At 73.6% G+C, this 22,244-nt stretch carries 26 protein-coding genes; 17 read left to right on the top strand and 9 right to left on the bottom strand.

The features are described 5' to 3' along the window. Positions 1-54: 54 nt before the first annotated feature. Positions 55-759 carry a CBS domain-containing protein gene (locus AB0C17_RS12570; RefSeq protein WP_357384006.1) on the top strand — a complete coding sequence of 235 codons (705 nt, stop codon included), beginning with the start codon at positions 55-57 and terminating at the stop codon, positions 757-759. Positions 760-807: 48 nt separating this feature from the next. Here the strand turns inward: AB0C17_RS12570 and AB0C17_RS12565 are convergent, their stop codons facing one another. From AB0C17_RS12565 to AB0C17_RS12555, 3 genes are read right to left on the bottom strand one after another with little or no spacing between them, the layout of a single operon-like run. After that, positions 808-2,145 (bottom strand): hypothetical protein, encoded by a 1,338-nt coding sequence (locus AB0C17_RS12565; RefSeq protein ID WP_357478407.1) that lies wholly within the window; start codon positions 2,143-2,145, stop codon positions 808-810. Continuing rightward, positions 2,142-2,960: a sugar phosphate isomerase/epimerase family protein gene (locus AB0C17_RS12560; RefSeq protein ID WP_357478404.1), complete on the bottom strand. Its 819-nt coding sequence runs from the start codon at positions 2,958-2,960 to the stop codon at positions 2,142-2,144. The genes AB0C17_RS12565 and AB0C17_RS12560 overlap by 4 nt, the downstream gene beginning before the upstream one ends. Further along, a complete protein-coding gene (locus AB0C17_RS12555) occupies positions 2,960-3,997 on the bottom strand; it encodes a zinc-binding dehydrogenase (RefSeq protein WP_357478401.1) in 1,038 nt (345 codons plus the stop codon). Before AB0C17_RS12555 ends, AB0C17_RS12560 begins: the two co-directional genes overlap by 1 nt. A 121-nt stretch (positions 3,998-4,118) precedes the next feature. Between AB0C17_RS12555 and AB0C17_RS12550 the strand changes: the two genes are divergently transcribed. The 5 genes from AB0C17_RS12550 to AB0C17_RS12530 are packed head-to-tail and all read left to right on the top strand — an operon-like array spanning position 4,119 to position 8,595. Next, positions 4,119-5,510, top strand: a complete 1,392-nt coding sequence (locus AB0C17_RS12550; protein WP_357478398.1) for an extracellular solute-binding protein — start codon at positions 4,119-4,121, stop codon at positions 5,508-5,510. Beyond that, the gene (locus tag AB0C17_RS12545) at positions 5,507-6,466 is read left to right on the top strand and encodes a sugar ABC transporter permease (protein ID WP_357478395.1); all 960 of its coding nucleotides are present in this window, start codon (positions 5,507-5,509) and stop codon (positions 6,464-6,466) included. The genes AB0C17_RS12550 and AB0C17_RS12545 overlap by 4 nt, the downstream gene beginning before the upstream one ends. Next, positions 6,466-7,332, top strand: coding sequence for a carbohydrate ABC transporter permease (locus AB0C17_RS12540; protein WP_357478391.1), 867 nt, complete (start codon positions 6,466-6,468; stop codon positions 7,330-7,332). Before AB0C17_RS12545 ends, AB0C17_RS12540 begins: the two co-directional genes overlap by 1 nt. 22 nt (positions 7,333-7,354) lie before the next feature. Then, positions 7,355-7,957 carry a phosphatase PAP2 family protein gene (locus AB0C17_RS12535; RefSeq protein ID WP_357383991.1) on the top strand — a complete coding sequence of 201 codons (603 nt, stop codon included), beginning with the start codon at positions 7,355-7,357 and terminating at the stop codon, positions 7,955-7,957. Positions 7,958-7,989: 32 nt separating this feature from the next. Then, a complete protein-coding gene (locus AB0C17_RS12530; protein ID WP_357478388.1) occupies positions 7,990-8,595 on the top strand; it encodes a class I SAM-dependent methyltransferase in 606 nt (201 codons plus the stop codon). Positions 8,596-8,681: 86 nt separating this feature from the next. On the opposite strand, the gene eccB is transcribed toward AB0C17_RS12530, so the two are convergent. Then, complete coding sequence (eccB, locus tag AB0C17_RS12525; RefSeq protein ID WP_357478385.1) at positions 8,682-10,094, bottom strand: type VII secretion protein EccB; 1,413 nt, start codon at positions 10,092-10,094, stop codon at positions 8,682-8,684. A 156-nt stretch (positions 10,095-10,250) separates the two neighbouring features. Here eccB and trxA point away from each other — a divergent pair, with 156 nt between their 5' ends. The 10 genes from trxA (at position 10,251) to AB0C17_RS12475 (ending at position 17,701) form a co-directional block, all read left to right on the top strand. Further along, positions 10,251-10,604, top strand: coding sequence for a thioredoxin (gene trxA / locus AB0C17_RS12520; protein ID WP_357383985.1), 354 nt, complete (start codon positions 10,251-10,253; stop codon positions 10,602-10,604). A gap of 56 nt (positions 10,605-10,660) precedes the next feature. Further along, on the top strand, positions 10,661-10,930 hold the full coding sequence (locus AB0C17_RS12515; RefSeq protein WP_357383983.1) for a metal-sensitive transcriptional regulator: 270 nt from the start codon (positions 10,661-10,663) through the stop codon (positions 10,928-10,930). Positions 10,931-11,103: 173 nt separating this feature from the next. Then, on the top strand, positions 11,104-12,501 hold the full coding sequence (locus AB0C17_RS12510; RefSeq protein ID WP_357478382.1) for an MBL fold metallo-hydrolase: 1,398 nt from the start codon (positions 11,104-11,106) through the stop codon (positions 12,499-12,501). An 83-nt stretch (positions 12,502-12,584) separates the two neighbouring features. Then, positions 12,585-13,169, top strand: coding sequence for a rhodanese-like domain-containing protein (locus AB0C17_RS12505; RefSeq protein WP_357478380.1), 585 nt, complete (start codon positions 12,585-12,587; stop codon positions 13,167-13,169). Continuing rightward, positions 13,166-14,062, top strand: a complete 897-nt coding sequence (locus tag AB0C17_RS12500; RefSeq protein WP_357471005.1) for a sulfite exporter TauE/SafE family protein — start codon at positions 13,166-13,168, stop codon at positions 14,060-14,062. Before AB0C17_RS12505 ends, AB0C17_RS12500 begins: the two co-directional genes overlap by 4 nt. Next, a complete protein-coding gene (locus AB0C17_RS12495) occupies positions 14,001-14,609 on the top strand; it encodes a class I SAM-dependent methyltransferase (RefSeq protein ID WP_357383975.1) in 609 nt (202 codons plus the stop codon). Before AB0C17_RS12500 ends, AB0C17_RS12495 begins: the two co-directional genes overlap by 62 nt. Before the next feature lie 81 nt (positions 14,610-14,690). Then, the gene (locus AB0C17_RS12490) at positions 14,691-15,401 is read left to right on the top strand and encodes a spermidine synthase (protein WP_357383973.1); all 711 of its coding nucleotides are present in this window, start codon (positions 14,691-14,693) and stop codon (positions 15,399-15,401) included. 73 nt (positions 15,402-15,474) lie between these two features. Beyond that, positions 15,475-15,654: a hypothetical protein gene (locus AB0C17_RS12485; protein ID WP_357383971.1), complete on the top strand. Its 180-nt coding sequence runs from the start codon at positions 15,475-15,477 to the stop codon at positions 15,652-15,654. Positions 15,655-15,755: 101 nt separating this feature from the next. Next, on the top strand, positions 15,756-17,435 hold the full coding sequence (locus AB0C17_RS12480) for a long-chain-fatty-acid--CoA ligase (RefSeq protein ID WP_357383969.1): 1,680 nt from the start codon (positions 15,756-15,758) through the stop codon (positions 17,433-17,435). Positions 17,436-17,482: 47 nt separating this feature from the next. Beyond that, a complete protein-coding gene (locus AB0C17_RS12475; RefSeq protein WP_357383967.1) occupies positions 17,483-17,701 on the top strand; it encodes a hypothetical protein in 219 nt (72 codons plus the stop codon). A 143-nt stretch (positions 17,702-17,844) separates the two neighbouring features. Here AB0C17_RS12475 and AB0C17_RS12470 read toward each other — a convergent pair whose 3' ends face one another. Then, complete coding sequence (locus tag AB0C17_RS12470) at positions 17,845-18,384, bottom strand: hypothetical protein (protein ID WP_357383965.1); 540 nt, start codon at positions 18,382-18,384, stop codon at positions 17,845-17,847. An 85-nt stretch (positions 18,385-18,469) separates the two neighbouring features. Further along, entirely contained in the window at positions 18,470-18,934 is a 465-nt protein-coding gene (locus AB0C17_RS12465; RefSeq protein ID WP_357383963.1) for a hypothetical protein, read from the bottom strand. 125 nt (positions 18,935-19,059) lie between these two features. Here AB0C17_RS12465 and AB0C17_RS12460 point away from each other — a divergent pair, with 125 nt between their 5' ends. Further along, the gene (locus AB0C17_RS12460) at positions 19,060-19,827 is read left to right on the top strand and encodes a class I SAM-dependent methyltransferase (protein WP_357471008.1); all 768 of its coding nucleotides are present in this window, start codon (positions 19,060-19,062) and stop codon (positions 19,825-19,827) included. A 99-nt stretch (positions 19,828-19,926) separates the two neighbouring features. Here AB0C17_RS12460 and AB0C17_RS12455 read toward each other — a convergent pair whose 3' ends face one another. The 3 genes from AB0C17_RS12455 to AB0C17_RS12445 all read right to left on the bottom strand — a co-directional run bounded on the left by AB0C17_RS12455 (position 19,927) and on the right by AB0C17_RS12445 (position 22,239). Continuing rightward, positions 19,927-20,571 carry an alpha/beta hydrolase gene (locus tag AB0C17_RS12455; RefSeq protein ID WP_357471011.1) on the bottom strand — a complete coding sequence of 215 codons (645 nt, stop codon included), beginning with the start codon at positions 20,569-20,571 and terminating at the stop codon, positions 19,927-19,929. A 38-nt stretch (positions 20,572-20,609) separates the two neighbouring features. Continuing rightward, positions 20,610-21,584, bottom strand: coding sequence for a DUF1152 domain-containing protein (locus AB0C17_RS12450; RefSeq protein WP_357471014.1), 975 nt, complete (start codon positions 21,582-21,584; stop codon positions 20,610-20,612). Positions 21,585-21,657: 73 nt separating this feature from the next. After that, positions 21,658-22,239: a hypothetical protein gene (locus AB0C17_RS12445; RefSeq protein ID WP_357471017.1), complete on the bottom strand. Its 582-nt coding sequence runs from the start codon at positions 22,237-22,239 to the stop codon at positions 21,658-21,660. Positions 22,240-22,244: the final 5 nt, after the last annotated feature.

The following is a 22,244-nucleotide window of genomic DNA, read 5'->3' as shown; positions in this document are numbered from 1 at the left end:
GCCCCGGCCCACGGCCGCCGCCTAGCGTCGGAGGCGGACAACGGGAGGTTCGCCATGCGTACGTGGCAGGTACAGGACGTGATGACCAGGAACGTGGCGTCGGTGCGGGAGGGCACGGAGTACCGGGAGATCGTCGACGTGCTGACCGACCGGCACGTCACGGCGGCGCCGGTGGTGGACGAGTCCGGCCGGGTGCTCGGTGTGGTGTCCGAGGCGGACCTGATGTACAAGGTGGAGTTCCTGGGCCAGCCCCGGGAGCGGCGGATCCTGCCGGACCGGCACCGCCGCGAGGCGCGGGCGAAGGCCGACGCGACGCTCGCCGCCGACCTGATGACCGCTCCCCCGGTCACGATCACGCCGGACGCGACGATCGTGGAGGCGGCCCGGCTGATGGACGCGCGCGGCGTGAAGCGGCTGCCTGTGGTCAACGACCTCGGCCGCCTGGTCGGCATCGTCACCCGTGGCGACCTGCTCAAGGTGCATCTGCGCCCGGACGCCGGCATCCGCCGCGACGTGGTCGAGGAGGTGCTGTGGCGCAGCCTCGGCGTCCGCGACGGCGTGGTGGACGTGACAGTGGACCGGGGCGTGGTGACGCTCACCGGCCAGGTGGAGCGCCGCTCCACGGCGCAACTCGCGGTGCGGCTGGCCCGGCAGGTAAGCGGCGTGGTCGAGGTGGTCGACGCGCTCGGCTACGCGGTCGACGACACGCCGATGAGTGCGCTGCGCATCGGTGGTGGTGCCCCGTCCGGCATCGCCTGAGCCCGCACGGGACCTGGTGGGCGTCGGCGTACCCGGCGCCCGCCGGTGTCACTCCTGGGCGAGCGCGTCGAGCACCAGCGCGGCGGTCCAGCTGAACGCCGGTGAGCCGAGACCGGCGCCGGTGTCGGGGTGGAAGTACTCGTGGCAGCCGGCCCGGTCGACCAGGTCGAGCATCGACTCGCGCAGCCCGGCGGCCAGGTCGGCCCGGCGGTGGGTACGCAGTCCCTGCCAGAGCAGCCAGCCGGTGTTGATCCAGCTCGGGCCACGCCAGTAGCGCAGCGGCTCGAAGTCCGGCGCGGTGCGGTCGTACGTGGGCAGCGGCCGGTCCATCCGGGCGGCCAGCCCGAAGCGCGGCGAGCACGCCTCGGCCAGCAGCGCGGACACCTGCGCGGTCGGCAGCTCGGGCAGCGCCAGCGGCATCAGCCCGAGCACGGTACGGGCGGGCACGAGCCGGTCGGCGCGCACGTCGCGGGGACGGAACGTGCCGGTGACCGGATCCCACAGCCGGGCCACGAGCGCCTCGGTGATCCGGGCGCCCCGGTCGCGGTGCGGCCCCGGGTCGGCGCCGATCACCGAGGCGATGCGCGCGAGGGCGTACTCGGAGACGCCGAGGGCGGCGTTCACCAGTGGGCACTCCACCAGGAACGGGTGCCGGCCGAGCAGTCCCTCGTCCCGGTAGCGGCCGGCCCGGTAGGACTCCACCAGCGCGACGTAGCGCGCGTAGTCCAGGTCGGTGGGGCGCTGCGCCGCGTCGGCGTGCGCGGTGTCGTGCCGCCGGTACGCGCGCATGACCGCCTCGTCGGCGGGCACCCCCGCCAGCGGCGCGTCCCAGGCCGGGCTGTTGTCCAGCCCGGACTCCCACGGGTGCACGATCGCGGCCAGCCCGCCGCCCCCGGCGTCGCGCCGCCAGGTCAGGTAGCGCTGCTGCGCGACAAGCCTCGGGTAGAGCCGGCGCAGCGCGGCCACCGACGCCTCGCCGGGTGCGCGGCGGTGCACCAGCCAGGCGGCCGGGGCGTGCACCGGCGGCTGGACGATCCCGGAGGTGGCCCGGGCCGGTGCGCCGTCGGCGCGTGCCGAGTCCCAGAACTGCGGCCCGGGGAAGTACGGCCCGGCGCGCGAGGCCGGGTTGAACACGATGTGCGGCACCCGCCCGTCGACCCACTGCGCGGCGAACAGCGTGCGCAGTTCCCGCCAGGCCCGGTCGGGGCGGACGTGGGCCAGGCCGATCGCGATGAACGCCGAGTCCCAGCTCCACTGGTGCGGGTAGAGCGTGCGGGAGGGGACCGTGTGGTCGTGTTCCCAGTTGGCGTCCAGGGTGGCCAGTGCGAGGCGGCGCAGCCGCGCGTGCCGCTCGGCGTCGGCGCGTACCCCGGTGGTCAGCGTCATGCGGCGGCCCGCCGGGGACGGGCCTGGGCCAGCGCGGTGGCGGCCTGGCGCAGCGCGGCGACCGGCTCGCCGCGTAGCCGGCACTCCAGCGCCAGCCACCCGGTGTAGCCGATCGCGTCGAGCGTGGCCAGCAACGCGCCCCAGTCCAGGTGCCCGGCGCCGGGCTGGTGCCGGTTGGAGTCGCTGACCTGGACGTGGCCGAGGTACGGCGCGGCGGCGCGCAGCGCGGCGTGCGGGTCGTCCTCCTCGATGTTCATGTGGTAGGTGTCGGCGGCCACCCGCAGCGCCGGTGACCCGACCGCTCGGCACAGCTCGACCGCCTGGTCGAGCCGGTTGACCATGTGGTCCTCGTACCGGTTGAGCGGTTCGAGGAACATGGTGACCCCTTCGGCGCGGGCGTGCCCGGCCAGCTCGCCCAGGGCGTCGACGAGCACCCGCCGGTCGCCCTCGGCCGAGCGGGGTGGTTCGAACGGCGGCAGCCGGCGGGAGAACATGCCCCACGCGGCCGGTGTCATCGCGCCGACGCCGCCCAGCTCGGCGATCACCGAGAGCTGGGAGCGCAGGTTGTCCACCGCGTCGCGGGAGCGGGCCGGGTCGAAGTCGCCGATGAAGTGGTCCATCTCGACGCAGACGGTCGGCATGACCACCCCGGCGGCGCGGGCGCGGCGCAGCTCCGGGCGCCGCCGGGCCAGGGCGTGGTCGCCCCGGCCGCGCAGTTCGATGCCCTGGTAGCCGAGGGACACGGCGAGGGCGTACTTCTGGGTCAGGTCGGCGCCGGGAAGCAACTGCTCCTGGCAGGCCAGCGGAATGTCCATCAGAACCTCAGCACCACTTGGAGGACGTCACCGTCACCGCGGTCGAGCAACGCCAGGGCGTCGGCCACCGCGCCCGCGTCGACGACGTGGCTCACCAGCGGCAGCGGGTCGACGCTGCCCTCGGCCACCAGGTCCATGAAGGTGTCAGCGATCCGCGTCCCGGACCACCGGCCGGCCGTGCCGGGTGCCGGGTCCGGCCCGGAGACCTGGGCGGCCACGAGCTGGATCCGGTTGTGGTGGAACTCCTCGCCGAGTTCCAGCCCGTGGGCGTACCCCTGGTAGAAGCCGGCCGCCACGACGCGGCCGGCGTGGGCGGTGGCGCGGATCGCCTCGTGCAGCGCCGGGTACGACCCGGACAGCTCCAGGCAGACGTCGGCGCCCCGGCCGTCGGTGGCAGCCCGCAGCGTGGCGGCGGGCGAGCCGGCGGCGGCGTCGACCACCCGGCGGGCGCCGAGCCGGGTGGCGTGCGCGAGCCGCCCGGGCATCCGGTCGACGGCGACCACGCGGGCGCCGGAGAGCGCGGCCAGGCGCGTGCCGAGCAGCCCGATCACGCCCTGCCCGAAGACGCCCACCCAGTCGCCCAGATGCAGGTCACCGGCGAGCACGGCGGTCAGGGCGATGGCGCCGGGCCGGGCGAACACGGCGGCGAGCGGGTCGAGGCCGGGCGGCAGCGGACGAGCGGCCGTCGCGGGGAGCACCGCCTCGGCGCGGTGCCCCCAGATGCCCCAGACGAGCTGGCCGGGCCGCCGCCCGGCCACGTCGGGGGCGACCTCGACGATCTCGCCGACCTCCTCGTAGCCGAAACCCACCACCGGGTACGCGGGCGTGGCCTGCCGGGGCACGAACATGCGGCTACCTGAGTCCCAGTCCTTGCGCAGACGCGGATTGCTGCCCCGGTAGAGGCTGAGTTCGGTGCCGGCGGAGATGCCCGAGTAGCGGGTGCGGACGCGGACCTGACCCGGACCGAGCCGGTCCGTGGGGCAGGGCTCCAGGCGTACGTGCCGGGGCCCGGCCAGAGAGACAACCCAGTTGCTCATGGCGTCGCTCCGAAGAAAGTACCGGCCCCGATCCTAACCTAAAAAATGGGCATATGTGATTAGATTGAGGAATCGATGGGTATTAGCGGCAGGCCGTGCTCTTTCGAGAGGAGTGCCACCGATGTCATCACCCTCCACGCGGCGGCTCGCAATCAGCCTGATCCTGGCACTGGCCGGGACCGGCGTGGCCGCATGCAGCGACGACGGGCAGAAATCCGACAGTTCGCAGATCACCGTCTGGAGCCTGGAAGACGTGGCGGACCGCGTGAACGCCACCAAGGCGATCATCGCCGACTACACCGCCAAGACCGGCGTCAAGGTCAACCTGGTCACCGTCAACGAGGACCAGTTCCCGGCCCTGATCGCCTCCAGCGCCGCCGCCGGCGACCTGCCCGACGTGGTCGGCTCGGTCTCGCTGGCCGGGGTGCGCACGCTGTCCGCGAACGAACTGGTCGACGCCGACGCCAACGGCGCGGTGATCGACCGGCTCGGCCGGGACACGTTCACGCCCCGCGCGCTGGAACTCACCAGCGACGGCGGCAAGCAGCTCGCCGTACCGAGCGACGGGTGGGGCCAACTGCTGGTCTACCGCAAGGACCTGTTCACCGCCGCCGGCCTGCCGGCGCCCGACACGTACGAGAAGATCGCCGCCGCGGCGGCGAAGCTGAACACCGGCGGCGTCGCCGGCATCACCGCGGCCACCGCCCCCGGCGACGTGTTCACCCAGCAGACGTTCGAGCACCTGGCGCTGGCGAACAACTGCCGGCTCACCGACGACTCCGGCACTGTCACGCTCGACTCCCCCGAGTGCGTCGAGGCGTTCCGCTTCTACGGCGACCTGATGCGCAACCACTCGGTGAAGGGCGCCCAGGACGTCGACACCACCCGGGCCACCTACTTCGCCGGCAAGGCGGCCATGCTGATCTGGTCGCCGTTCATCCTCGACGAGCTGGCCGGGCTGCGCGCCGACGCCCGTCCCACCTGCCCGCAGTGCCAGTCCGACCCGGCGTGGCTGGCGCGCAACAGCGGGTTCGTCACCGCGATCAAGGGCCCGAACGGCACCGAGCCGGCCCAGTACGGCGAGGTCAGCTCCTGGTCGGTGCTCGACGGCGCGGCCGACCCGGCGAAGTCGTTCGTGGAGTACATGCTCTCCGACGGCTACCCGCGCTGGTTCGGCATGTCCCCCGAGGGGCGCTTCCCGGTGCGCACCGGCACCCCGGAGGACAGGCAGAAGTTCCGCACCGCCTGGAACACCAGCCCGGCGGGCGTGGACACCAAGAAGCCGCTGTCCGAGGTGTACGGCGAGGACGTGCTCGCCACGCTGCGGCGCAGCCCCGACACGTTCCAGCGCTGGGGCCTGACCGAGAACCAGGGCAAGCTGGTCGGCGCCATCCTCGGTGAGCTGCCCGTACCCAAGGCGCTCGCCGACGTGGTCGGTGGCAAGTCCGACGCCCGCGCCGCCGCCGAACGCGCCCGCAAGGACGTCGAGGCGATAGCCAAGGGCGTCAATTGACCACCACCGCGCCGGAGGCCGGTCGCTCCCCCGCACCGGAGCGGCCCCGCCGACCCGGCCGACGCCCGCTGACGCTGCGCCGCCGCGAGTCCCGCGCCGGGCTCGCGCTGGTCGCCCCGACCCTGCTCGTCGTGCTCGCGGTGATCGGCATACCCATCGTCTGGACGGTGGTGCTGGCCTTCCAGCGGGTACGCCTGGCCACACTGCGCAAGACCGGCCTGTTCGGCGAGCTGACGCTGGACAACATCGACCGGGTGCTGCACACGCCCGGGTTCGCCGACACGCTCTGGACCACTGTGCTCTACAGCGTCGGCGGCACCGCCGGCTCGATAGTGGTCGGCCTGGTGGCGGCGCTGGCCGTACGCGGGCCGTTCCGGGGCCGCACCCTCGTCCGCGCGTCGATGCTGCTGCCGTACGTGGCGCCGGTGGTCGCCATGACGTTCGTCTGGCAGGTGATGCTCGACCCGCAGCTCGGCATCGTCAACGACTGGGGGCGGCGCTTCCTCGGCTGGGACTCCCCGGTGCCGTTCCTGTCCCAGGAGTCCACAGCGCTGTGGACGGTGATCGCGTTCGAGGCGTGGCGCTACTTCCCGTTCGCGTTCCTGTTCCTGCTGGCCCGGCTCCAGGCGGTGCCCGGTGAGCTGGAGGAGGCCGCCCGGGTCGACGGGGCCACGCCCACCCAGCGGTTCCGGCACATCCTGCTGCCGCAGCTCATGCCGGTGATCGCGCTGATCGGCGTGCTGCGGTTCATCATGACGTTCAACAAGTTCGACGACGTCTACCTGCTCACCGGCGGCGCGGCGGGCACCGAGGTGGTGAGCGTCCGGGTCTACCAGTTCCTCACCGCCCGCACCGACATCGGCGCGGCCGCCGCCCAGGCGGTCGTGCTCGCCGTGGTGCTGCTCGTGTTCGTGGCGATCTACCTGCGCTTCTTCGGCGCGCGACGGGAGGCGTGATGGACCGGGACCGGATCGAGACGGTGAGCCTGCGCTGGCTGCGACGGCTGGTGATCGCCGGGTTCCTGGTGGTCACGCTGCTGCCGTTCTGGTACATGCTGGTGCTGTCGGTACGCCCGATCGAACGCCTGCTGCTCGAACCCGGCTCGCTCTGGGTGCCGTTCGGTGAGCTGACCGTCGCCACGTACGCCGAGGTGCTGAGGTCCGTCTCCGACGGCGGCCAGGGCTTCCTCACGTTCATCCGCAACAGCGGCCTGGTGGCGCTGGCCGCCACCGCGCTCACCCTGGTGATCGCCATTCCCGGCGCGTACGCGGTGTCCCGCCTGCGGTTCTTCGGCCGCCGGCAGGTCAGCGCGCTGTTCCTGGCGGTCTACCTGTTCCCGTCCATCGTCATCGCGATCCCGCTGTTCGTGGTCTTCACCCGGGCCGGGCTGCGCGGGTCGCTGACCGGCCTGGTGCTCGTCTACATCTCGCAGACGCTGCCGGTGTCGGTCTACATGCTGAAGAACTACTTCGAGACGATCCCCATCAGCCTGGAGGAGTCGGCGGCGATCGACGGCGCGGGCCGGCTCGGCATCATCCGCCGGGTCAGCCTGCCGCTGGCCGCGCCGTCGGTGATGGCCGTCGCGCTGTACGACTTCATGATCGCCTGGAACGAGTACCTGTTCGCGCTGCTGTTCATGGTCGACCGGCCGGACCGGTGGACCGTGTCGCTGGGCCTGTCGCTGCTGGCCGACGGGGTGGAGGTGCCGAAGACCGTGCTGATGGCCGGCTCGGTCATCCTCACCCTGCCGATCGTGGTGCTGTTCTTCGCCGGGGAACGGATGCTCACCGAGGGGCTCACCAGCGGGGCCGAGAAGGGCTGAGCGTCCGTGCCAGGATGATCGGGTGCGAGCATCAGGGGAGCGCCGGGCCGGCGCGCGGGCGGCCCGGCTGCTCACCGAGGCGCTCGCCCCGACCGTCCTGGTCACGGCGCTGCCGCTGATCGCCGCCGCCCGCGTCAGCCACTCGGCGGGCCAGTTCCTGCTCTGGGGCGGCATCGCGCTGACGTTCTGCGCCGTCATTCCGATCGGCGTGCTCGTGCACGGCGTCCGCCGGGGGCGCCTCACCGACCGGCACGTCGGCGACCGCACACAGCGGGCCCGGCCGCTGTCGATCGGGCTGGCCTCGGTGGCGGCCGGTTTGCTGCTGCTGGCAGCGGTTCGCGCACCGGCCGAACTGTTCGCCGTGATCGTGGTGGTCTTCGTGGTCGGTGCGGCCTGCGCGCTGGTGAACCACTGGTGGAAGCTGAGCATCCACGCGGCGGTCGCCGCCGCCACCGTCGCCGTGCTGGTGCCGCTGGCCGGCCCGGCCGCGAACCTCGGCTGGGCCCTCGTCGCGGCCGTCGGCTGGTCCCGGGTACGGCTGGCCGACCACACCTGGCCGCAGGTGCTGGCCGGCGTCGCGCTGGGCGGGCCGCTCGCCGCCGGCACGTTCCTGGCGCTCGCCTGACCCGCCGCCACAAGATCAGCTACGGTGGCCTCATGGGCAAGCCGACCCGCTGGGTAACCGACACGGATCCCGGCCACTCGCAGTGGTACGTGGACCGGTTCCGCCAACTCGCCGCCGAGGGCGCCGACCTGGCCGGTGAGGCGCGGCTGCTGGACGCGCTCGTGCCGCCCGGCGGCCGCGTCCTGGATGCCGGCTGCGGCACCGGCCGGGTCGCCGCCGCGCTCGCCGCGCGCGGGCACGACGTGGTGGGCGTGGACGCCGACCCGACGCTCGTCGAGGCGGCCCGCGCCGACCACCCCGGTCCCCGCTTCCTGGTCGCCGACCTGGCCGAGCTGGACCTGGCCGCCCAGGGCGAGGCCGAGCCGTTCGACGCCGCGGTGCTGGCCGGCAACGTGATGGTGTTCGTCGCCCCGGGCACCGAACGGGACGTGCTGGGGCGCGTCGCCGCGCACGTGCGCCCGGACGGACTGGTGGTGGTCGGCTTCGCCACCGACCGCGGCTACCCGGTGGCCGACCTCGACGCCGACGCGATGGCCGCCGGGCTGCGCCCCGAGCACCGCTTCGCCACCTGGGACCTGCGGCCCTGGCGGGACGACGCCGGCTTCGCGGTGACGGTGCTGCGCCGCCCCGCCGGCTGACCCGCTCCCCAGCGCCTCCCGGCCCCGCCGCGCGCCGTGGCGGGCACTATCCCGGCCGTTCGCGGTCGCTCGTCGCCGCCGGCCGGTCAGGCGGGCGCGGCCACCGTGCGGGCGGCCTCCGGATCCAGCGGGCTGCCCGCCGGCAGCAGGTCCACCACGCCCGCCGGCAGGCGCACCGGGCGCACGTTCGCGTACCCGAGCATGGCCGGCACGTCCGCGCCGGTCAGCGCGTACCGCCGGCCCAGGTCGGTGACCACGCAGATCGCGCCGCCCGTCGCGCCCGGTGAGGCGGCCGCCTCCACCAGCGCGCCGCGTCCCGGCTCCACCACCACCTCGTCGGCCGGTCCGGCCCGTCCGCCAGGCGGCCGAGCGGCGGCGGCCGGGTCCGGCACTGTGACGCCGAGACGGATCTCGCGTACGCCGGTGTCGTCGCCGGCCCGCGCGCAGAGCGCACCCCCCTCGGCGGCGGCCAGCCCGGGCGGCACCGCGGGCGGCGCGGTCGGCCCGCCGGGGACCAGGCCGGGCAGTTTCGGCAACGCCGCGAACCGGCCGAGCGTGATCGGTTCCGGCTCACCCTGGCCGGTGCGGGCCAGCAGCAGCGCCGCCTGCAACTCGGTGATGCCGGCCAGGCCGCCGCGCTGGGCCACCGCGTACTGCCGCCCGCCGCCGGAGTTGCGCACCAGGTAGACGTCGCCCACGGTCGCGCCGGTGACCCGCTCGGAGGGCGCGCCCAGCTCACCCACCGGCGGCGGGGCCAGGTCGGCGCCGGCCGGCAGCGTGTTCAGCAGCGCCGCCGCGATCGGCACCGCGCGCTCCCGGGTGGCGGCCAGCGCGGCCAGCACCCGGTCGGTGTCGCGCAGCAGGTAGCGCCGGTCGTGCCAGAGCAGGTGCAGGCCGCCGTCCGGGTGCCGGACGAGCAGGCCCTGGTCGCCGAGCGCCCGGCCGCCGGTGGCCGCCCGCCCGATGAGCAGCACCGAACGGGCCTCGCCGCGCCCCGCCGCCGGACGCCCGGCCTCCCCGCGTCCGGCCTCGTCGCCGGTGACCGAGCAGAGCGTCCAGGCGTCGCGGACCAGCCGGTCCGGGGCGGGCAGCGAGTCCGGCGCGTCGGCGATGCCGAGTGGCAGGCCGCGCGGCACGCCGTCGATGGCGCGGCGGCCGACCAGCACCGTCCTCGGCCGTTCCGCCCCGATGATCAGCAGCGCGGAGGCGTAGTTGAGCACCGGGTGCAGCCTGTCGTCGCGGTAGACGAACCGCGCCCCCGACTCCTTCTCCACGATCACCGCGCCGGTCTCGCGCCAGGAGTCCCCGCCGCCGGTGAACAGGCCGTAGAGCGCCGTACCGCCGAGCGCGATCGCCGCGACCAGCATGCTGGCCAGACCCGCGCCGGCCAAGCGGCGGAACGGTGACCGCGGCGGGTCCGTCTCCCGCATCACGAGCGCGGCGACCGCCCGCTGGACGGTGAACTGGTACGAGTGGAGCTGGTCCTGCCGCGACGCCATCGTGTCCCTTCCGCCGGGATCGCCGGCGCACAGGATAAGCGCTCCGTCGATGTCCCGGCGACCCTGCGTGTCGACGCCCGGATCGCGTCGCCACCGCGGAATGGATACCCCCGGGGGTGTGTTACACCTGGCGGAACCGAACCAACGGAGGTACTGATGGCCAGCGTGGCGTTGACCACCACCGACTTCGCGGAGACCGTCAACCGGGACGGCATCGTGCTTGTCGACTTCTGGGCCGGCTGGTGCGGCCCGTGCCGGGCGTTCGCCCCGGTCTACGAGAAGGCCAGCGAGCAGCACCCGGACATCGTCTTCGGCAAGGTCGACACCGAGGCCGAGCCGGCCCTGGCTGCCGCCGCCCAGATCCGGTCGATCCCGACACTGATGGCGTTCCGGGACGGCGTACTGGTCTTCGCCCAGCCGGGCGCACTGCCGACGGCCGGGCTGGAGGAGCTGATCCGGGCCGTCCGCGCCCTGGACATGGACGAGGTCCGAGCACAGGCCGCAGCCTGATCCGGGGTGGCGGCACGGGTACCCCCTGGGGTATCTTCGAGCGCAGGAGGTACGACGTGAATCTTCGACCGGAGATGACAGGCGAGGCGCTGACCCGGCTCAAGCGGGCCCGGGGGCAGCTCAACGCCGTCATCGAGATGATGGAGAACGGCGAGGACTGCCGTGCCGCGCTGACCCAGCTCGCCGCGGTCTCCAAGGCCATCGACCGGGCCGGCTTCAAGATCATCGCCTCCGGCATGCGCTACTGCGACGCCGCCCGCCAGGCGGGCGAGGAGCCGGAGATGACCGAGGAGGAGCTGGAGAAGCTCTTCATGTCCCTGGCCTGACACACCCCGACCCGACGCTCCCACCCGGCCCGACGGCGCCCGCCTGACCGGCTGAATCCCGTCCGCGCCGTGTGACGACGACGCGGGCGGGTAACCACATGCCTGGAGATCCCAGGCCGCAGACTGTAATCCATATACCCCCGGGGGTATGTAGACTATAGAGAGGAAACGGCATGACTCTCGACGTGTCCGTCATCGCGACCTCCTCGCTCGGCGACCGCAGCTACCTGGCCTCCGACGGCCGGGTGGCGATCGTGGTCGACCCGCAGCGCGACATCGACCGCATCCTGTACCTGGCCGGCGCCAAGGGCGTACGGATCACCCACGTGGTCGAGACGCACATCCACAACGACTACGTCTCCGGCGGCCTGGAACTGGCCCGGATCACCGGCGCGCAGTACCTGGTGGCCGCCGCCGACACCGTCGAGTTCGACCGGACCGCGGTCTCCGACGGCGACACCGTGCCGGTGTCGGACACGATGCGCCTGCGGGTGCTCGGCACCCCGGGCCACACGTTCCACCACCTGTCGTACGTGCTCGACGCGCACGACGGCGGCTGGACGCCGGTCGGCGTGTTCACCGGCGGGTCGCTGCTGTTCGGCACCACCGGCCGTACCGACCTGCTCGGCAAGCAGTACGCGCACGAGCTGGCGCACCACCAGTACGCCTCGGCGCGCAAGCTCGCCGACCTGCTGCCCGACGGCGCGCAGGTCTGGCCCACCCACGGCTTCGGCAGCTTCTGCTCGGCCAGCCAGGCCGACGCCCCCGAGTCGACGATCGGCCGGGAGAAGCAGGCCAACCCGGTGCTGCGGCTGGCCGCCGACCAGTTCGTCACCGAGACGCTGGCCGGGCTGGACGCCTACCCGGCGTACTACGCCCACATGGGCGTCGCCAACGCCGCCGGTCCCGCCCCGGTCGACCTCACGCCGGTGGCCCGCGCCGACGCCGACGAGCTGCGCCGCCGCATCGCCGCCGGCGAGTGGGTGGTCGACCTGCGGCACCGCAAGGCGTACGCGACCTCGCACCTGGCCGGCACCGTCAGCCTCGGCCTGGACGGGCCGATGTCGACCTGGCTCGGCTGGCTGATCGACTGGGGCGTGCCGATCACGTTCCTGGCGCAGACCCCGGAGCAGGTCGCCGACGCCCAGCGGGAACTGGTCCGCATCGGCATCGACCGCCCGGCCGCCCAGGCCACCGGCGAGCCCGAGCAGTGGACGAGCGACCCGTCGCAGCTGCGGGAGATGGCGGTTGCCGACTTCCCGGCGCTCGCCGCCGCGCAGGCCGGCAAGACGCCGGCCGGGCTGCCCGAGCCGCAGGTCGTCCTCGACGTGCGGATGACGAACGAGTGGAAGGCCGGGCACATCGACGGCGCGGTGCACGTGCCGCTGCCCGACGTGCCGAAGCGGCTCGCCGACATCCCCGCCGCGACGATCTGGGTGCACTGCGGCTCCGGCTACCGGGCCACCGCCGCCGCGTCCCTGCTCGCCAACGCCGGCCGGGACGTGGTGCTGATCGACGACTCGTACGGCCGGGCCGAGGCGGCCGGCGTACGGATGGCACCCACCGCCTGACCTCTCCCCTGGCGCCCGGCCGGCGTGTCCCCACGCCGGCCGGCGCTGGACCCTGCGAGAACACCCCGTGAAGGAGAAACCGCATGACCACGACCACCCCCACCACCATCGACGCGACCGGCCTGCGTGAGCTGATCGCCGCCGGCCGCGCGCCCCGGATGCTCGACGTGCGCACGCCCGGCGAGTTCGAGGCCGCGCACATCCCCGGCGCGTACAACGTGCCGCTGGACCTGCTCCGGGAGCACCGCGCGGAGCTGCGCGGCCACCTGGACGAGGACGTGGTGCTGATCTGCCGCTCCGGCGCCCGGGCCGGCCAGGCCGGGCAGGCGCTGGCCACCGTCGGCCTGCCCAACCTCAAGGTGCTCGACGGCGGCATGCTGGCCTGGCAGGCCACCGGCGCGCAGGTCAACCAGGGCAAGGCCCGCTGGGACCTGGAGCGCCAGGTACGCCTCGTCGCCGGCTCGATCGTGCTCGCCGCGATCCTCGGGTCGGTGTTCGTGCCGGGCCTGAAGTGGGTCGCCGCGTTCATCGGCGCGGGCCTCACGTTCGCCGCGCTCACGAACACCTGCGCCATGGGCATGATGCTGAGCAAGCTGCCGTACAACCGCGGCGCGAGCTGCGACCTGGACACCATCGTGGGGCAGCTGCGCGACGGGGACCGCAGGTGACCACGCTCGCGCTGACGCTGGCCGGTGCGGTGCTGATCGGCGTGACGCTGGGCCTGCTCGGCGGTGGCGGGTCGATCCTCGCCGTGCCGCTGCTGGTCTACGTCGCCGACCTGCCCGCCAAGGAGGCGATCGCCACCTCGCTGCTCGTCGTCGGCGTGACCAGCGCCGTCGCGGTGCTGCCGCACGCGCTTGCGAACCGGGTCCGCTGGCGTACCGGGCTCATCTTCGGCGTGGCCGGCATGACCGGCGCGTACGCGGGCGGCCGGCTGGCCGAGTTCGTCCCGGCCGGTCTGCTGCTCACCGGGTTCGCCCTGATGATGCTCGCCACCGCTGTCGCGATGATCCGGGGCCGCCGGTCCGCCGAGGGCCGGCCGGTGCCGCACGAGCTGCCGATGCTGCGGGTGGTCGGGGACGGCGTGGTCGTCGGCCTGGTCACCGGCCTGGTCGGCGCGGGCGGCGGCTTCCTGGTCGTGCCCGCACTGGCCCTGCTGGGCGGCCTGCCGATGCCGGTCGCGGTCGGCACCTCGCTTGTCGTCATCGCGATGAAGTCGTTCGCCGGTCTGGCCGGCTACCTGTCCAGCGTGCAGATCCACTGGGGGCTGGCCGCCGGGGTCACCGCCGCGGCCGTCGTCGGCAGCCTGCTCGGCGGCCGGCTCACCGCCCGGATCCCGGCCGATCTGCTGCGCCGGGGATTCGGCTGGTTCGTCGTGGTGATGGGCGTGTTCGTGCTCGCCCAGCAGCTGCCGCCGGTGTGGGGACTCGCCGTGGGAGCGCTCGCCGTGGCCGGTACGGTCACCATGGCGGTGTGGGGCCGCCGAAGGAGGGGACACAGTGGACAGCAGCGCCTGGGACAGCCGGTACGCCGACACGCCCGGACTGGTGTGGAGCGCTGAGCCCAACCGATTCGTGGTCGAGTCGGTCGCCGGCCTGACCCCCGGCTCAGCACTGGACATCGCCGCCGGCGAGGGCCGCAACGCGGTCTGGCTGGCCGGCCAGGGCTGGCGGGTGAACGCCGTGGACTTCTCCGCGGTGGCCGTCGACCGGGGCCGGGAACTGGCCGCCGCGCGGGGCGTCACAGTCGACTGGCGGGTCGCGGACGTGACCGCGTACCGGCCGGTGCCGAACAGCTACGACCTGGTGCTGATCAGCTACCTACACCTGCCCGCCCCCGAGTTCGCCGGGGTGCTCGCCGCGGCGAAGTCCGCGCTGCGCCCCGGCGGCACACTCGTGGTGGTCGGGCACGACCTGGCCAACCTCTCCGGAGGCGTCGGCGGCCCGCAGGACCCGGCCATCCTGCTCACGCCGGAGGCGGTGGTCGACGGGCTGGCCGGGCTGCGCGTGCGGCGGGCCGAGACGGCTCGCCGGCCGGTCCCGGCCACCGACGGCGGCACCGTCGACGCGCTGGACACCGTCGTGGTGGCCACCCGTCCGGCCGGCTGACCGCCGGCCGCCGCCGTTCCGCCGGGCCGGGCCGGGACCGGCCGGTAGCATCCCGGGGACGGATCGGCGGAGAGGACACGGGTGGGCGCGCGTTTCGAGGAACTGGCCTGGCGGGAGACGCCGATCGGCGAGATCAGCCTGCGGCGGCGCCGCGACCCGGCGCTGGAATCCGACGTGTACGAGGTGAAGCTCGACGACGAGTACCTCATGTCCAGCGCCTTCCCGGTCGCGGAGATCGAGCTGGCCCGGCTCGGGCTGGCCCCGCTGACCGGTGACGCGCTGGACGTGGTGGTCGGCGGGCTCGGGCTCGGCTACACCGCGCGTACCGCGCTGGAGGATCCCCGGGTGCGGTCGCTGCTGGTGGTCGAGGCGATCGAGGACGTGATCGACTGGCACCGGCGGGATCTGCTGCCGTTCGCGGCCGGGCTGGCCACCGACCCGCGTACCCGCTTCGTCCGGGCCGACTTCTTCGCCGCGGTCGCCGGCGGCGGTTTCGACAGCGACGAGCCCGGGCGCCGCTTCCACGCGGTGCTGCTGGACGTGGACCACTCCCCCCGACAGGTGCTGCACCCCAGCCATGCCGCCTTCTACACGGTCGACGGGCTGCGCCGGCTGGCCGCGCTGCTGCACCCGGAGGGCGTCTTCGCGCTGTGGTCGAACGACCCGCCGGACCCGGCGTTCCAGCGCACGCTGACCGAGGTGTTCCCGACCTCGGTGGCGCACGTCGTCCGGTTCCCGAACCCGTTGCAGGGCCGGGAGGCGGCGAACACCGTGTACGTGGCCCGGCACTGATCCACCCGGCGGCGGCATGCCCGCCCGTCCAGCGGGAAAGCGCCTGGCCGACCGTACGACGGGAGGCTGGGACATGCGCGCGTTACTCTGGGTGGTCGGCGTGGCCGCCGGTGTGATCATCCTGCTCGGGCTGCTGCTGGAGGCGGTCCGCTGGTTCGTCATCATCGGCGTGATCGCGCTCGCCGCGGTGATCGTCGTCGGGATCGTCAAGGGCCGGCGGGCGATGCACCAGCACTCGACCGGCCGCCGCTGACCTGCGGCGGGTGTGACCGACGCGGCAACCTACGTGAGCGTAGGTTACCCGGCGGTCACGTTAGGCTGGGGGCGTCATCCGCGCGACGAGGAGTAACGGCGATGGACGCGACCGCCCAGCGACCCTGGACCCGTAGCTACGCACCCGGCGTCCCGGCCGACATCGCCGAGCCCGGCGGCTCGCTCGTCGACCTGCTCACCGAGGCGGCCGGGCGGTTCGGGCCCCGGGTCGCGCTCGACTTCTACGGCGCCACCACCACGTTCACCGAGCTGGCCGACCAGGTGTCCCACGCCGCCGAGGCGCTGCGCCGGCTCGGCGTCGGGCCCGGCGACCGGGTCGCGCTGGTGTTGCCGAACTGCCCGCAGCACGTGGTGGCCTTCTACGCCGTGCTGCGTCTCGGCGCGGTCGTCGTCGAGCACAACCCGCTCTACACCGCCGACGAACTGGACCGGCAGCTCACCGACCACGGCGCCGCCGTCGCGATCGCGTGGGACAAGGTCGCGCCGCTGGTGGCGGGACGCGGCGCCGTGCGTACCGTGGTGTCGGTCGACCTCACCGCGGCGCTGCCGCGGCTCAAGCGGTGGGCGCTGCGGGCGCCGCTGCCGAAGGTCCGCGCCGCCCGCGCCGCGATGACCGCCCCCGCGCCCGGCGCGCTGCCCTGGTCGGAGCTGGTCGCCGCCGCCGGGCCGCTGCCCGCCGGACATCCCGCGCCGGAGGCCGGCGACGTGGCGCTGCTCCAGTACACAGGTGGCACCACCGGCGAGCCCAAGGGCGCGGTGCTGACCCACCGCAACCTGCGCGCCAACGCCGCGCAGGGCCGCGCCTGGGTGCCGGGCCTGCGCGACGGCGCGGAGACGGTGTACGCGGTGCTGCCGCTGTTCCACGCCTACGGGCTCACGCTCTGTCTCACCTTCGCGGTGAGCATCGGGGCCACCCTGGTGCTGTTCCCCCGCTTCGACGCCGACCAGGTGCTGGACGCGGTCCGGCGCCAACCGCCGACGTTCCTGCCCGCGGTGCCGCCGGTCTACGCGAAGCTGGCCACCGCCGCCCGGGAGCGCGGCGTCGACCTCACCTCCATCCGGTACGCGATCTCCGGCGCGATGTCGCTGCCCCCGGCCACAGTGGAGCTGTGGGAGCAGGTGACCGGCGGGCTGCTTGTCGAGGGGTACGGGATGACCGAGACGTCCCCGATCACCGTCGGCAACCCGGTCGCCCCGACCCGCCGTCCCGGCACCGTCGGGGTGCCGTTCCCCTCCACCGACGTGCGCATCGTCGACCCGGAGGACCCGTCCCGCGACCGCGCCCCGGGCGAGGCCGGCGAGCTGCTGGTACGCGGCCCGCAGGTGTTCTCCGGCTACTGGCACCGGCCGGAGGAGACGGCGAAGGTGCTGCTGCCCGGCGGCTGGATGCGGACCGGCGACATCGTCACCATGGACGCCGACGGCTTCGTGACGGTGGTCGACCGGATCAAAGAGCTGATCATCACCGGCGGCTTCAACGTCTACCCGTCCGAGGTGGAGGAGGCGCTGCGTCGCGTCCCCGGCGTACGGGAGGCCGCCGCCGTGGGGATGCCCACCGACGACGGCGAGGAGGTCGTCGCCGCGGTGGTGGTCGACCCGGCGGTGGCCGCCACGCCGGAGGCGATCCGCACCTCGTGCCGCACCCACCTGGCCGGCTACAAGGTGCCCCGCCGCGTCGTGATCGTCGACGAGCTGCCGTACTCCCAGATCGGCAAGATCCTGCGCCGCGAGGTCCGCGAACGGCTGCTCGCCGACCGCTGACCCGGCCGCCCGTTTCGCGGCGGCGCGGCAGGGGTAGACGAGCGTCCATGGTGGATTCACGGGGCAAGTCAGTCGGTCGTTACCTCATGCGTCTGGTCGGCGGCGTGGCCGTCATCCTGGGCCTGCTCGGCATCTTCTCCACGCTCGCCCAGGGCAACCTGGTCGGGATCGTGCTCAGCCTCGTGTTCATCGGCGGCGGCGTGTTACTGCTCAAGCGCTCCGGCGGCGACCGGCGGACGGGCTCCGTGCCGCGCGCCGCGCGCTGACGCCCCGCACCTCTACCGCCGCGCCGACGCAGGCGGCGAGGGTGAGGTCTCCGGCATCCGGGTTCCGCTGCGATCGCCGAACCGGACACCGGAGACCTCGTTACCGCTCGGAGCTCAGCTTCGGTAGCAATTCTGTGGGGGCCCTAGACGAGCGAGCTGGTGCCAAGTTCCAGACCCAGCGCGGCCCCCCCGGCAAAGACGGAGCTGGACCAGGTGCGGGTCACGCCGAAGCACACGGACCAGGAATTGGCCGCCACTCCCGAATACGGGCACTTCCACTCACCCAGTAGGGATCCGTTGAACTGGTACACCGTCGTCCAGGCGGACACGCTGGCGAGGGTGGACCGGTTGTTGCGGACGATCACCGCTCCCTGCACCCGATCCCCATTCACCGTCCGGATCGCGCAGGCCTGGGCGATCACGTTGGTGGTGATCGTCTCCGTGCTGCCACAGCTCCAGGTGCTGGGACTGCTCGTGATCGGATTCGTGTTGCCGTAGGCCCGCCACGCGCCGTCGTCGGCGGCAGCGACAGCGGCGGGCGCGGCGGGCGCGGCAGCCACGGTCGGCGCGGCGGTCACCGCCCCCAGCGTCAGCGCGGCAGTGATGACAGTAACCAGACGTACGCCCAGCCGTGAAAAACGCATAACAGACCTTTCCAGGTTATTCAGGTTGTATCTGATCATCGCGATGATGTCCGTCCCTCGTGCTGGTGGCCGGGCTCCGGCTGAACGCCGAACCGGACACCGGATCTCGTCACCTCGGCGAGCCCTAGACGAACGCGCTGCTGCCGAGGCCCACACCCAGCGAGTTGCCGGTGGCGGCGAGGCTGGGCAAACTGGGAATGGTCGCCCCGAAACACACGGACCAGGAATTGGCCGCCACTCCCGAGGACGGGCACGTCCAAGAGCCCTGGCTCTCTCGGTAGTAGTTCGAGAGCGACACCGACGCGGCCGCCGGGCCGAGGCTGGACCGGTTGTTGCGGACGATCACCGCTCCCTGCACGGCACCCCCGCCTGCCGACCGGATCGCGCAGACCTGGGCGACCATGTCGGTGGCGATCGCGTGGGTGTTGCCACACCTCCAGGCGCTGGAGCTGGAGGTGATCGGGTTCGTGTTGCCGTAGGCCCGCCAACTGCCGGCGTCGGCGGCCGCCGGAGCGGCAGTCACCGCCCCCAGCGTCAGCACCGCAGTAGTGACAGTGACCAGACGTGCGCCCACCCGTGAGAACCGCATGACCGACCCTTCTGTAAGCCCTGAAGCGAGATTGGAGCCTATCAATGGTGGTCGTCTCGTGTGGTCCCGTCCGGACCGCCTGCCAGAACACGGCACGAGCGGACGCTCGTGGGAGGATGCTCGGCATGCCCGGTCGTGCGTTGAGTTTCGGAGCCGTCGCGCAGGCGTACGAGCGGTTCCGGCCCGGCTACCCCGAGGAGCTCGCCGACCTGGTGCTGGCGTACGCGGACCGGGCCGTCCGGACCGCCCTGGAGATCGGCGCCGGGACCGGCAAGGCCACCCGCCTGATCGCCCGGCGCGGCATCGCGGTCACCGCCACCGACCCGGACCCCGCGATGCTCGCCGAACTGCGCCGGCACGTCCCGGCCGGGGTGAAGGTCCGGCAGACCGCGTTCGAGCAGTTGCGCGCCGACGAGCGTCACGACCTGGTGTACGCGGCGGCGGCCCTGCACTGGACCGACCCGGACCGGCGGTGGGAGCGGATCGCCGCGCTGCTCGCGGCGGGTGGGGTGTTCGCCTCGTTCGGCGGGCCGCTGCGGCTGGCCGACCCGGCGCTGCGCGACGCGGTGGCCGCGGCCCGGTCCGAGTTCCTCGCCGACGACGAGATCCCGTCGCCGGACGGGACGCCACCGGAGGCCGGCATGCAGTGGCCCGGCACCGAGCTGCGCGCGTCCGGGTGGTTCACCGACGTGCGCCAGTCGGAGATCGCGCGGCGGATCACGATGAGCGCCGACGACTACGTCGGTCTCCTGTCGACCGTCTCGGCCTATCTCGAACTGCCACCACCGGTGCGCGAGCAGGCGTTCCGCCGCATCCGGGACGCCCTGCCGGACGCGGTCGAACTCACCGCCGACGTCACGGTCCATCTGGCCCGGCGGACGTCGCAGCCCTGATCACCCGGGCCAGGAGGGTCGCCAGACCGGCCCGGGCAGCGGCGGCAGGCCCGCGAGGTCATCGAGGAGCGCCTCCTCCTGAACCCGGCGGCCGGACGGTCAGGACGCCAGGTAGGCGATCAGCCGGTCGGCGAGCGGGCCGGGACGGCTGAGCGCCACCGCGTGACCGCCGTCGATCTCGTCCGGAACCACGCCGAGCCGGTCGGCGGCCACCCGGCGCTGGAAGTCGGCGGGGAAGAACCGGTCGTCGCGGCCGATCAGCACCGCCGTCGGCACGTCCGGCCAGGCGACCAGCGGCCACGGCTCGTCCCACTCCGTGCTGACCTGCTCCCGGGAGTGCGCCGGCGCCTCGGCGACGATCTCGGCGGGCACGCCGTTGTAGAACTGTTGCTCCTCGCTGAGCCCTTCCGGCTCGCGGTAGCCGGTGTTGCCCCACCAGTCCCCCGGTTTCTCACCAGGTCGAGGGATCATCGGGGTGAGCAGGACCAGCAGCCGCACCGGCAGCCGGTCGGCGACCAGCGATGCGGTGAACGCGCCGTACGAGTGCCCGACCACCACGAGGTCGTCGCGCTCGCCGACGGCGTCGATCACCGCCTGGCGGAACTCGGCGAACCCCGCCGACCGGTCGCCGATCGGCAGCTCCGGCACCACCGCGTCGTGACCCCGGGCGGCCAGCTCGGGAACGAGCAGGTGCCAGTCCCACGCGCTGCCACCGCCACCGTGGATGAGCACGAACGTCGTCATGTCCGGACCCTCCCACACCGGTACGACATGCCGTGGCGTCAGTGCGGAAACGCCCGGGGCACCCGGGTGGCCCGCAGCTCGTCGCGGAACGCCTCGATGCGGGTGACGACCTGCCGCCGCCCGATCGTGTTCTCGATGCGGTCGAGGTAGAGGCAGCGGGCGGCGAGCCGGGGCAGGTCGACGGAGAAATAGATCGCCATGAGGGGGTTGACGAACAGGTCGCCGTCGCCGGTGCGCCGGCTGAACCGTACGTCTCCGCACGCCCCGCCGGTGGCGGCGGCGATCTGCCCCTGGACGATGCTCGGCCGGTGCGGGGTGGCGGCCTGGGCCTGCGCGACCGCCTCGCGGTAGAGCACCGCCTCACGGCTGGAGCCGGGAATGGACAGCGCGCCGAGGTAGCCGCCCTCCCGGTCGAGCGCGGCAAGGTTCTCCAGCACCTCGACGTGGTTGACGCCGTCGTGCGCGTCGATGCCGAAGCCGAGGCTGCTCACCAACCGGACCGGCACGTCCAGCCCGGCCACGGCGGCCAGGCTGGTGATGTCCTCCACCGGGGTGCCCAGGCCGCTCTCGTCGCCGCGCAGCAGGATGTCGGTGCCGCCGTCGACGAGCACTATCGCGTCGAGGCCGAGCCGGTCGACCAGGTGCCGGTACGCCTCACGCAACGGCTGCACGCCCAGCGGCGGGAAGGCGTACACGGTCGACGGCAGGTCCCGGCCCGCCAGCCAGCGGGCCAGGTGCCCCTCCGGGAAGTACCAGTCCGGGCTGAGGGTGTCCGGCCGGATCGCCGCGACGTGCTCGGCCACCCACACCTGCCGGTCGAGCAGCTCCAGCTCCGAGAAGGAGAAGCCGGCCAGGTGCACCCGCTTGCCGGCCTGCCACAGCGCGAGTGCCAGCGGCAGGCCGGCGTAGACATCGAAGCCGCCGCCGGCACCGGCGATGAGGATGTCGCGTGCCGGCTCGAGGGCGGCGAACAACGGCGGAACGGCCAACGTGTACACGGCGGTGTCGGTCACCAGACGATGATCTCCGCTCATGTGGCACGCCGCTGCCCCGAGGCGGCCCCGGCCGAGTCGCGGGCGCGCTCGTTCAGACCGGGCGGCCGAACGTGACCGCCTCCCGGACGAGCCGTGGCGCCTTCTCCGCCAGTTGCGCGTCCGGCCGGGCGCCGAGCGCGTCGTTCACCGTCGAGAAGGCCAGCCGGAACGCGATCAGCGTGGTCGCCTCGAAGATCTCCCGGTCGCTCAGGCCGGCGTCGCGCAGGCGTCGCGTGTCGGCCTCGGTGGTGGCGTTCGGATCCGTCACGACCCGGCGGGCCCAGTCGGCCAGCGCCGTCTCCCGCTCCGACAGGTCCGCCTCGTCGCCGCGCAGCACCCCGGCGGCGGTCTCCTCGTCGCTCATCCCGGCCAGCCGCGCGCCCCAAGCCAGCGCGCAGTACGAGTCGCCCCGCGCGGCGGCGGTGGCGGCGACCAGCACCGCCACCTCACGCGAGGACAGCGTGGACTCGGCCAGCAGCTCGGTGCGCGTGTTCTGGAAGGACATCAGCACGTCGGGTCGCCAGCACCAGACGCGGGTGAGGTTGTTGACGTAGCCGTCGGCGGCGAGGTCGTCCTCGTACGCGGCTTTCGCCGCCGGACTCTGCGGCGGTTCGGGGAGGAAGGCGGCGTTCATGCGGG

Origin of the sequence: Micromonospora sp. NPDC048887 (assembly GCF_040649715.1) — a bacterium.
Classification (GTDB): Bacteria; Actinomycetota; Actinomycetes; order Mycobacteriales; family Micromonosporaceae; genus Micromonospora.
The sequence above is the reverse complement of the archived record's forward strand: the minus strand, read 5'-3'. Positions and strand labels throughout refer to the sequence as shown.

Coding starts and splice junctions, on each gene's coding strand:
- AB0C17_RS12570 (WP_357384006.1), top strand. CDS start 55: ATGCGTACGTGGCAGGTACAGGACGTGATGACCAGGAACGTGGCGTCG.
- AB0C17_RS12565 (WP_357478407.1), bottom strand. CDS start 2,145: ATGACGCTGACCACCGGGGTACGCGCCGACGCCGAGCGGCACGCGCGG.
- AB0C17_RS12560 (WP_357478404.1), bottom strand. CDS start 2,960: ATGGACATTCCGCTGGCCTGCCAGGAGCAGTTGCTTCCCGGCGCCGAC.
- AB0C17_RS12555 (WP_357478401.1), bottom strand. CDS start 3,997: ATGAGCAACTGGGTTGTCTCTCTGGCCGGGCCCCGGCACGTACGCCTG.
- AB0C17_RS12550 (WP_357478398.1), top strand. CDS start 4,119: ATGTCATCACCCTCCACGCGGCGGCTCGCAATCAGCCTGATCCTGGCA.
- AB0C17_RS12540 (WP_357478391.1), top strand. CDS start 6,466: ATGGACCGGGACCGGATCGAGACGGTGAGCCTGCGCTGGCTGCGACGG.
- AB0C17_RS12530 (WP_357478388.1), top strand. CDS start 7,990: ATGGGCAAGCCGACCCGCTGGGTAACCGACACGGATCCCGGCCACTCG.
- eccB (WP_357478385.1), bottom strand. CDS start 10,094: ATGGCGTCGCGGCAGGACCAGCTCCACTCGTACCAGTTCACCGTCCAG.
- trxA (WP_357383985.1), top strand. CDS start 10,251: ATGGCCAGCGTGGCGTTGACCACCACCGACTTCGCGGAGACCGTCAAC.
- AB0C17_RS12510 (WP_357478382.1), top strand. CDS start 11,104: ATGACTCTCGACGTGTCCGTCATCGCGACCTCCTCGCTCGGCGACCGC.
- AB0C17_RS12505 (WP_357478380.1), top strand. CDS start 12,585: ATGACCACGACCACCCCCACCACCATCGACGCGACCGGCCTGCGTGAG.
- AB0C17_RS12485 (WP_357383971.1), top strand. CDS start 15,475: ATGCGCGCGTTACTCTGGGTGGTCGGCGTGGCCGCCGGTGTGATCATC.
- AB0C17_RS12480 (WP_357383969.1), top strand. CDS start 15,756: ATGGACGCGACCGCCCAGCGACCCTGGACCCGTAGCTACGCACCCGGC.
- AB0C17_RS12475 (WP_357383967.1), top strand. CDS start 17,483: ATGGTGGATTCACGGGGCAAGTCAGTCGGTCGTTACCTCATGCGTCTG.
- AB0C17_RS12470 (WP_357383965.1), bottom strand. CDS start 18,384: ATGATCAGATACAACCTGAATAACCTGGAAAGGTCTGTTATGCGTTTT.
- AB0C17_RS12465 (WP_357383963.1), bottom strand. CDS start 18,934: ATGCGGTTCTCACGGGTGGGCGCACGTCTGGTCACTGTCACTACTGCG.
- AB0C17_RS12460 (WP_357471008.1), top strand. CDS start 19,060: ATGCCCGGTCGTGCGTTGAGTTTCGGAGCCGTCGCGCAGGCGTACGAG.
- AB0C17_RS12455 (WP_357471011.1), bottom strand. CDS start 20,571: ATGACGACGTTCGTGCTCATCCACGGTGGCGGTGGCAGCGCGTGGGAC.
- AB0C17_RS12445 (WP_357471017.1), bottom strand. CDS start 22,239: ATGAACGCCGCCTTCCTCCCCGAACCGCCGCAGAGTCCGGCGGCGAAA.